A 7,396-nucleotide genomic window follows, 5' to 3' on the forward strand; every position below is an offset into this window, starting at 1 on the left:
ATAATGAGTATGTCCATACTTTATAATTTTAGTAGACTGGCATTTAGGACAATTCATCTCCACAAACTGAACTTTATTACTTATTATTCTGCAATTTTATATCTTACCATTACTATGCAGGACTACCGTGGTACTGAAGTACCTAGTTTTAGTAATCTATGGACTTAGTGGGAATTGCAAGGCTATTCTAAAATTGCTCCCACTTTGTTTTATTATACCAATTTGAAAAAAGAATGCTACAAATAATAAGGAGTATTAAAATAATTTATAGGAAATATCTATTGGACGAAAAAGATAAATTACTATGTGAAAAATGGTATAAAACTTATTTATTCTGTCTCCTGACTCCTAAGCAGTAACCTAAATATTTGTAGCAAAGATTTATCAAACTGGTATTACGAGGTAAATAATGCTTTTCATCGCTACGTTATTTCTGGTTTATTGACTTCAGAAGAGGCAACAGAAGCTTTGGAATATATTTTAATTTAGAAATTATCCTTCATGGTAATGCTAGTTTACATCGATGTGCTTTGAATTTAGCTCAAAATTTAACCCTTTCAGCAGCTTATGATGCTCATTATCTTGCTCTTGCAGAACAATTATCGGCAGATTTTTATACTGTTGATAGTCGTTTATTTAATACTGTAAAAACCTATTTCTCTGGGATATACTTGGTTAGTTAATCCTGAATAAATAGTAATTATGTGAGCTTGAATTGAGAATATATTTAATGTTTTGATTGGAGCGATCGCTCATATAAAATCCGGTTGAACAGTCGTCATTGCGACGATAGGAAGCAATCTCGCACAACCCCTGAGATTGCTTCCTTCCACTCCGTTCCAGTCGCAATGACTTAGCTATAGTAATTATCCGGATTCTATATCACTCTACATTCTCAACTTGCTGCAAAAGTCGCCATCCCAATAATATCCCTACAACTATTGGAGGTGTAAGTACAGCAATAATAGCATTGGTTGCTGTAGAGGAAATAGAAAGATAGGGGCCAGCATATTTAATTAACAGGGAAAGTCCAGCAGAGAGAATTAGGACTTTGATAATGAAAGTTATTTGATTATTCATATTACGATGTTACGATTAATGTTTATATCAATTAAAGTTTAATCTATTCATAATTATACAGAATAGGTATATTTATAACTCAGCACTACCAATCAAACAATTATGAGTTATCAAGAATCAGAACTACAAGCAAAAATTCGTCAACAATTTGATGTAGTAACTTATCCAAGAGTACCTGTAGAAAAATCTCCTAAAGATGACTATGAATTACTTTATATTCATAATCTAGTCACGCCATATTATCTCAGAAATCAAAAAGTAATAGAAACTGAGGGAAAAATAATTTTAGATGCCGGATGTGGCAGTGGTTATAAAGCATTAGTATTAGCAGAAGCAAATCCAGGGGCAAAAATAGTCGGTATTGATATTTCTGAAAAGTCTGTAGAATTAGCTCGTCAGCGTCTGCAATATCATGGTTTTGATAATGCAGAATTTCATGTAATGCCAATAGAAGAATTGCCAAGTTTAGGTTTAGAATTTGATTATATTAATTGTGATGAAGTTCTTTATTTATTGCCAGATATAGTTGTCGGTTTGCAGGCAATGAAATCTGTTTTAAAGCCTGATGGAATTATTAGAACAAATCTCCATAGTTCACTAAACCGTCATTATTATTTTAAAGTTCAAGAAGTTTTTAAAATGATGGGATTAATGAATGAAAATCCTGGAGAAATGGAAATGGAGCTGGCGCGAGAAACTTTGGCAGCTTTGAAAGATTCAATCATAATGAAACGACAAGTTTGGAAGCCAGAAAAGGTCAATGATGAAGAATGGATACAGATGAATTACTTATTTCTAGGGGATAAAGGTTATACTATCCCGGAAGTTTTTGCTGCTTTGAAAAGTGCAGATCTAGAGTTTATTAGTATGGTGAATTGGCGACAGTGGGAATTATTAGATCTATTTAAAGAACCAGATAATTTACCTGCATTTCTAGAAATGAGTTTACCAAATATTTCTATTGAGGAACAACTCCATCTATTTGAATTACTACAACCAATCCATCGCCTGTTAAATTTTTGGTGTGGTCATCCTTACCAAGCTCAATATACTATACCTGTATCAGAGTGGACTGAGACAGACTGGCGAGGGGCAAAGGTTTGCTTGCATCCTCAATTAATGAGTTCTAATCTAAAACTAGATTTTATAGAATGTATAAACAAACGAAAACTTTTTGAAGTTAGCAAGTACGTTAAACTACCTACTCAAGTTCCTATTCTCCTTGATAGTAGTATAGCTGCTTGTCTACTGTCCCTTTTTGATAATGTTTGTACTATTCAGTTTTTGGTGGAAAGATGGCTGAAAATTAGACCTATAGATCCAATTACTCTACAACCAGTGAGCCAAAACAGAGCCTGGAATGAAATTAAAGAGCTTTTGACTATGCTGGATGCTTTTCTATATGTACTTTTGGAGCGTTAAGGCCACAAATTCAGTAAAAAAATTTAGTTTCTAGTGATATAAAGCCAGTGGAAAGTGGGTAAATTAGTTTCAGGAGTATAGAAATTATTTATCCAACTCTATATTAGGAGATACTAGGAGAAAACATGAAAACTGAATTTAAGGCCAAATTCTTACAGCACGTTGCTAAGAAGAAAAAAGAAGAGGGTTTCACCCTGATTGAATTGTTGGTGGTTATCATCATTATCGGTATTTTGTCTGCTATTGCATTGCCTTCTTTCTTAAGCCAAGCAAACAAAGCGAAACAATCTGAGGCCAAGCAGTATCTTGCTTCTATCAGTAAAGGCCAGCAAGCTAGATATGTTGAAAAAGGTAACTTTATAGTGGATCTAACTGCAATCGACCAGCTTGGTTTAGGTATTAAGACTTCCACGACCAACTATACTTACAGTATTGATGGTGAGGCAACTTCAGCAGCTGTGGGTTGGACTCAAGAAGGTTCTGGCAGTTTGAGAGGGTACGTAGGTATTGCTTTTCTCAAAGATGTTACAGGTAGTACTGACAGAACATCAGAAACTATTCTGTGTGAGGGAGAAAAAGCACAAGATTTCACTGCATTTACAGCTACAGACTGTACTCAAGCCATAAACTTTACAACATCACTTTAGTACATAGTTAGTGCTTGATTGACATTAAAGCGGTTTTAGTCAAGTTTTAATTTGGAGTAAGGAAGGTAGTGAAAACTCACTACCTTCTTTTGTAAATTATGTAAATTAAGCAATATAGTCTTATGGTTAGTAGTGACCTATATGCTAATACAGTTGCTTGGGAACAAGAAGCTAATCAATGTTTGATTAATGGCAACTATGCCAAAGCAGCAAGTTTATATGAACAGGCAATAACTTCTGAACCTAATAATCGTTACTATTATTGGCAGTTAGGCTTGATTTTACTGTTGCAAGGACAAGAAGCAGAAGCTCAAACAACTTGGCTGTTAGCAATAGCAAAAGGTCAAGCAGAGGAAGTTGAGCTATGGACCCAGGAATTAGTTGAAGTATTGGATCGAGAAGCTAACTACCAAACAGGTAAGGAAAATTATTCCATGGCATGGGCGATCCGGCAACACATTAAAGAAATTCAGCCAGATGATATTAATAACTTATTATCTTTAATAGACCTGTCAGTGATTCTTGAGAACTACACAGAAGAAGAGTTTATTCAACTAAAAATACTTCCTCTTTTGCAAGAAAAATTATCAGCAGAACCTAGCTTGGAGTTATTACTGCATATATTAAAAAAGTTGTTAATTGTTGCACCAGCAGACAAAACTTCTATTGAATTTGCTAAGGTTTGTGCTAGCTATGTCAAAGAACCACAAGACTTGATTAATATATTATTACCTGTAGTATATAATATTGCTTACTCCTACGAGAACAGAAAAGTTGCAATTGACTATTTACAAATCCCTCTGAGTTTAGTACCAGAACATCACGAATTACTGAGAACTATTGCTCAGTTTTATGTTGATATTACAGAATTTACTAAAGGCATTGAATATGCTAAACAGTGTTACTCAATTACAACTGAGTTATGCGATCAGATTTCTGATAATCACGCGATTATTAGGGCTATTATGTGTGCTCGCGGTTATGATGAAGAAGTACAAGGGCTAATTGAACGACAAAAATTTTTACTAGAGACCTTAATTGGAGAAAAACCTGACAATTTAGGAACATCAGCAAGTTTAACACGTCTTTACAGTTCTAGTTTTTTCTTTCCTTATGTTCGAGATATTCCCAAAGAAAATGTTAGATTACGCCATCAAGTAGCGCAGGTGTGTCAAATTAATATAGAAAAGAGTAATCAGCAATCGTTAGACAAATGTCGTCAGCGGTTATCTGTGGCCAAAATTAGAGCTGCCCCCAAAAAAAACCTGAAAATTGGATATTTGTCCCACTGTCTGAAACGTCATTCTGTGGGTTGGATAGCACGTTGGTTGTTTGAATATCACGATCGCAATAAATTTAAGTTATACGCATATTTGCTGGCCGCAGATAATCGTCAAGACCCTTTGCAAGATTGGTACACCGATAGAGCCGATCGGTTTTATAAATATGATATCATCGGTGGAGGAGTTGCTGAACAAATTTGTGAAGATGAAATTGATATTTTAATTGACTTAGATAGCGTTACATTAACTAATACCTGTAAGATTATGGCATTAAAACCAGCACCAGTGCAGGTAACATGGTTAGGCTGGGATGCCTCTGGTATACCAACTGTTGATTATTATATTGCCGATCCTTATGTTTTGCCGGAAAATGCTCAAGAGTATTACTCTGAAAAAATCTGGCGATTACCTCAAACCTACGTAGCAGTAAACGGCTTTGAGGTAGGATTACCTAGTTTACATAGAGATGAACTCGATATTCCTGGTGATGCTGTGATTTATCTGAGTGTTCAAAAAGGACCTAAATACAATCCTCAGATGTTGAGATTGCAGATGCGTATTTTGCGCAATGTACCCAAGAGCTACTTTTTAATTAAGGGATTTGGGAATGAAGATTTCCTGAACGATTTTATTATAGATGTAGCGGCAGAAGAAGGGGTGGCCAGGGAGCGTCTCAGGTTTATAGATAGAGTAGGTTTTGAGGAAACCCATCGAGCTAACTTAGCTATTGCAGATATAGTTTTAGATACCTACCCCTACAATGGTGCGACCACTACTTTAGAAACTTTGTGGATGGGTATTCCAATGGTAACAAGGGTGGGAGAGCAGTTTGCGGCTCGCAATAGCTATACTATGATGGTTAATGCAGGTATAACTGAAGGCATTGCTTGGAGCGATGACGAGTATTTACAGTGGGGGATTAAATTAGGTAGAGATGAAAATTTGAGAAAGCAAATTTCATGGAAGTTGAGAAAATCTAGGCAAACTGCTCCACTGTGGAATGCCAAGCAGTTTACTCGCGAGATGGAAAACGCATATCAACAAATGTGGCAGAAGTATGTTGATGGTGATTAGTAATATTATGTCCGGTTGAATAGTTATATCATGTCCGGATAATTAGTGATAAAAAAACTTTCTCCTTCTTTTCTTCTTTCTTCCCTCCTGAATTCTGAATTGCAGAATTGCTGAATTCTGAGTAGTTTATTTATAACTGTTCAACCGGACATGATATTATACTTTGGTGGTTTGAAGTCAGAAGGTAAAGAACAAGATTGGAAGAGATAAGGTTTTTTATCACTAATTATCCGGACTTTATATAACTGGCAATAATTGAGATCGACAGAATTTATATTTGATATCCAGGATTTTATAACCGACAAAAACTATTAACTGAAATTAATTTATGACTACTGATAACCTAAATGTCAATTTAGCATTAAATTTACAACAACAAGCATATCAGCATTGGATTGCAGGTCGCTATAAAAATGCGTCTGAGTGCTACGAAGAGGCAATTGAGATCGAGCCAGAAAACAAATCTAATTACTGGTATTTAGGTTTAATGTTGCTTTTATTAGAAAAAGAAGAAGAAGCACAAACAATTTGGTTGTGGGCGATGGCGGATGCAGAACCAGAGCAAATTGAAAAGTGGAGTGCCGAATTAGTTGATACGTTAGCTAGAGAAGCTAACCGTCAAGTTGGTATGCAACAACATAGGGTTGCGTGGGCAATTCGCCAACATATTCGAGAAGTTAATCCAGAAGATATTAATAATCTATTATATTTAATTGGTTTGTCAATACAACTAGAATTTTATACCGGAGAAGAATTAACGGAATGGAGAATTTTAGAGTTATTAGAAGCGTACCCATACCTGGATGTCAATCAAGATTTATTAATTATTGTTTGGGATCGAACTTTAAAATATGCGCCTTTGTTGCCTTCTTCTAGAGATTTAACAGAAGCAATCGTTTGTCATATCCAGAAAGATGAAATAATAGAAAAGTTTGTTAGTAATATCATTCAGTTAAGCTATGAATTAGCCTATGTCATACATCAACACGATCTAGCCATAAATTACTGTGAATTAGGCTTACAAGTATCCCATCAAAATGTCAATTTATTAAGTACCTTATCAAATTTGTATACAGATATTGGAAAATATTATCAAGCTATAGACTACGCACAACAAGCATATAAATTAGTAACAGAAGTATCTGATTTACTTTATCAAAATCATTTGATTGTTAAGTGTATGATGCGTTCAGGAGGATATCGACAGGAAATATCTGTACTAATGTTACAACAAAAAGAGCTACTCACTAAATTAGACCGAGAACAACCAAACAATTTGGGAGCAGGCGATCGTTTAGTTGCTTTATACACTGTTGGTTACCATTTTCCTTACATTCAAGATAATCCTCAAGAAAATATCAAATTTAGACAACAAGTCGCTCAGGTATGTCAGGCTAATTTAGAGATTGCTTGTGAAGAAGAAATTAACAGATATCATCATAGACATACTAATATTCCTAAAGTTAATGTTGGGGAAAATTACCTAAAAATAGGATACATTTCTTCTTGTTTGAGAAGACATTCTGTGGGGTGGTTGGCTCGAGCTTTATTTAAACATCATGATCGGGAAAGATTTAAAATTTATGCCTATATGCTGGGTGCTATTCAAACTAATGATGGTCTCCAAAAATGGTATATCAACCATGCAGATGTAGTCCATCAATATGGTTTAGTGCAAATAGAAGTGGCAGAACAAATATATCACGATCAAATCGATATTTTAATAGATATTGATAGCCTTACGACAACTAGCACTTGCAGTATTATGGGACTCAAAACTGCACCAGTGGTCTGTAACTCCTCGACGACAACGCGGAACCTGTTTATCGCGGCGGGGTAATGGCCGCGTTTGAGGTAGTAGCGGCCAATCTCCATCTCCTTGCCCGCCAG

General features: G+C 35.3%; 6 protein-coding genes and 1 pseudogene. 5 read left to right on the forward strand and 2 right to left on the reverse strand.

What is annotated here, in order from left to right; translation table 11 throughout:
- Positions 1 to 530: 530 nt before the first annotated feature.
- Positions 531 to 683, forward strand: a complete 153-nt coding sequence (locus F6K54_RS36500; RefSeq protein WP_293088776.1) for a hypothetical protein — start codon at positions 531 to 533, stop codon at positions 681 to 683.
- Positions 684 to 882: 199 nt separating this feature from the next.
- Here F6K54_RS36500 and F6K54_RS36505 read toward each other — a convergent pair whose 3' ends face one another.
- Complete coding sequence (locus tag F6K54_RS36505; protein WP_293088778.1) at positions 883 to 1,080, reverse strand: hypothetical protein; 198 nt, start codon at positions 1,078 to 1,080, stop codon at positions 883 to 885.
- A 102-nt stretch (positions 1,081 to 1,182) separates the two neighbouring features.
- Between F6K54_RS36505 and F6K54_RS36510 the strand changes: the two genes are divergently transcribed.
- From F6K54_RS36510 to F6K54_RS43470, 4 genes are all read left to right on the forward strand, one after another.
- Positions 1,183 to 2,502, forward strand: a complete 1,320-nt coding sequence (locus F6K54_RS36510; RefSeq protein WP_293088780.1) for a class I SAM-dependent methyltransferase — start codon at positions 1,183 to 1,185, stop codon at positions 2,500 to 2,502.
- Between the two features lie 125 nt (positions 2,503 to 2,627).
- Entirely contained in the window at positions 2,628 to 3,149 is a 522-nt protein-coding gene (locus F6K54_RS36515) for a type IV pilin-like G/H family protein (protein WP_293088781.1), read from the forward strand.
- A gap of 122 nt (positions 3,150 to 3,271) precedes the next feature.
- Complete coding sequence (locus F6K54_RS36520) at positions 3,272 to 5,506, forward strand: O-linked N-acetylglucosamine transferase, SPINDLY family protein (RefSeq protein WP_293088783.1); 2,235 nt, start codon at positions 3,272 to 3,274, stop codon at positions 5,504 to 5,506.
- Between the two features lie 1,222 nt (positions 5,507 to 6,728).
- Positions 6,729 to 7,346, forward strand: a complete 618-nt coding sequence (locus F6K54_RS43470) for a hypothetical protein (protein ID WP_366558340.1) — start codon at positions 6,729 to 6,731, stop codon at positions 7,344 to 7,346.
- Here F6K54_RS43470 and F6K54_RS43475 read toward each other — a convergent pair.
- Positions 7,337 to 7,381, reverse strand: a pseudogene (locus F6K54_RS43475) (hypothetical protein); the annotation flags it as partial. The gene F6K54_RS43470 and the pseudogene F6K54_RS43475 overlap by 10 nt on opposite strands.
- Positions 7,382 to 7,396: the final 15 nt, after the last annotated feature.

The sequence above is a fragment of the Okeania sp. SIO3B5 genome (genome assembly GCF_010692555.1).
In the GTDB taxonomy this organism is placed as follows: domain Bacteria; phylum Cyanobacteriota; class Cyanobacteriia; order Cyanobacteriales; family Microcoleaceae; genus Okeania.